This window comes from Actinomadura formosensis NBRC 14204 (assembly GCF_001552155.1).
GTDB lineage: Bacteria > Actinomycetota > Actinomycetes > Streptosporangiales > Streptosporangiaceae > Spirillospora > Spirillospora formosensis.
Genome location: NZ_BCQQ01000295.1, coordinates 1 through 1253 on the forward strand (window position 1 = coordinate 1; position 1253 = coordinate 1253).

Sequence of the window (1253 nt, forward strand, 5' to 3'; positions counted from 1 at the left end):
CCGGGCATCCCGCGGTCGCCGCGGGAGGTCCGGCGGCGGCCCGCCGGCGCGTCCGGGGCGGCCGGGCGGCCGGCGCTGCCGAAACGCGTCCGGCAGGAGAACATGGTGTCCCAACTGCGCGAAGACCCCGCCGCCGAGCCCAGGTCCGCCCCCGAACCGCGTCCCGGCCGGTCGCCCGAGGAGTTGCGGTCGATGATGTCGTCCATCCAGCAGGGCACCCGGCGCGGTCGTGCCGACGCCCTCGACAACGAGGAATCGTGACGGACCATGACCGGTTCCGGCAGCGAATGGCTCGATGACGAGGCGGGCCCGATCGTCCGGTCCTACGCGCTCACCCGCGGGCGCGCCCGGCCCGCGACCGGCGAGCCCTTCGACATGATCACGATCGTGACGACGGCGGCGCGGCCCCGGGCGGGCACGCCCGGCATCGGCCCCGAGCATCTCGACATCCTGGAGATGTGCGGGCAGCCGCAGCCGGTGGCCGAGATCTCGGCGCGGATGAAACTTCCCCTGGTCGTCGTGCGCGTCCTGCTCGGCGACCTGCTGCACCACCGGCTCATCACCGCCGCCCGCCCCCAACAGGAGAGCCCGCTCTCCAAGGAACGTCTGCTGAGAGAAGTGCTCCATGGTCTCCAAGCCCTCTGAGAACGCGGTCGCCGAGGGGAACGGGGGACACGCCCCGGCGACCCCGGTCGCGGTGAAGATCCTCATCGCCGGGGGATTCGGGGTCGGCAAGACGACGCTGGTCGGCGCCGTCAGCGAGATCCGGCCCCTGCAGACCGAGGAACTGCTCACCGACCAGAGCCTCGGCGTCGACGACACCGAGGGCGTCGAGCAGAAGACCACCACCACGGTCGCGATGGACTTCGGCCGCATCACGATCCGCGACGGCCTCGTCCTGTACCTGTTCGGCACGCCCGGCCAGGACCGCTTCTGGTTCATGTGGGACGAGCTGTCGTTCGGCGCGCTCGGCGCCGTCGTCCTCGCCGACACGCGCCGGCTCGCCGACTGCTTCCCCGCCGTCGACTACTTCGAGAACCGCGGGCTGCCGTTCGTCATCGCCGTCAACTGCTTCGACGACGGCTACGACTACACCCCCGAGGAGATCCGGGAGGCGCTCGACCTCGGCGACCACACCCCCGTGGTGCTCTGCGACGTACGGGAACGCGCGTCCGGGAAGGAGGTCCTGACGACCTTGGTGAAGCACTTGCTGACCGTCCATCAGGCGCAGAACCCGGCCGGCGTCTCCCTCG

At 71.4% G+C, this 1253-nt stretch carries 2 protein-coding genes and 1 pseudogene; all 3 read left to right on the forward strand.

Annotation, left to right across the window (positions count from 1 at the left end; all coding sequences use genetic code 11):
* Positions 1 to 261: pseudogene (locus tag AF1_RS35580) on the forward strand (hypothetical protein); the annotation flags it as partial.
* Positions 262 to 267: 6 nt separating this feature from the next.
* Positions 268 to 645 (forward strand): DUF742 domain-containing protein, encoded by a 378-nt coding sequence (locus tag AF1_RS32585; RefSeq protein WP_067808211.1) that lies wholly within the window; start codon positions 268 to 270, stop codon positions 643 to 645.
* Positions 626 to 1253 (forward strand): GTP-binding protein (locus AF1_RS32590; protein WP_084263552.1); only part of this gene is annotated, 628 nt, incomplete at its 3' end. The genes AF1_RS32585 and AF1_RS32590, both read left to right, overlap by 20 nt.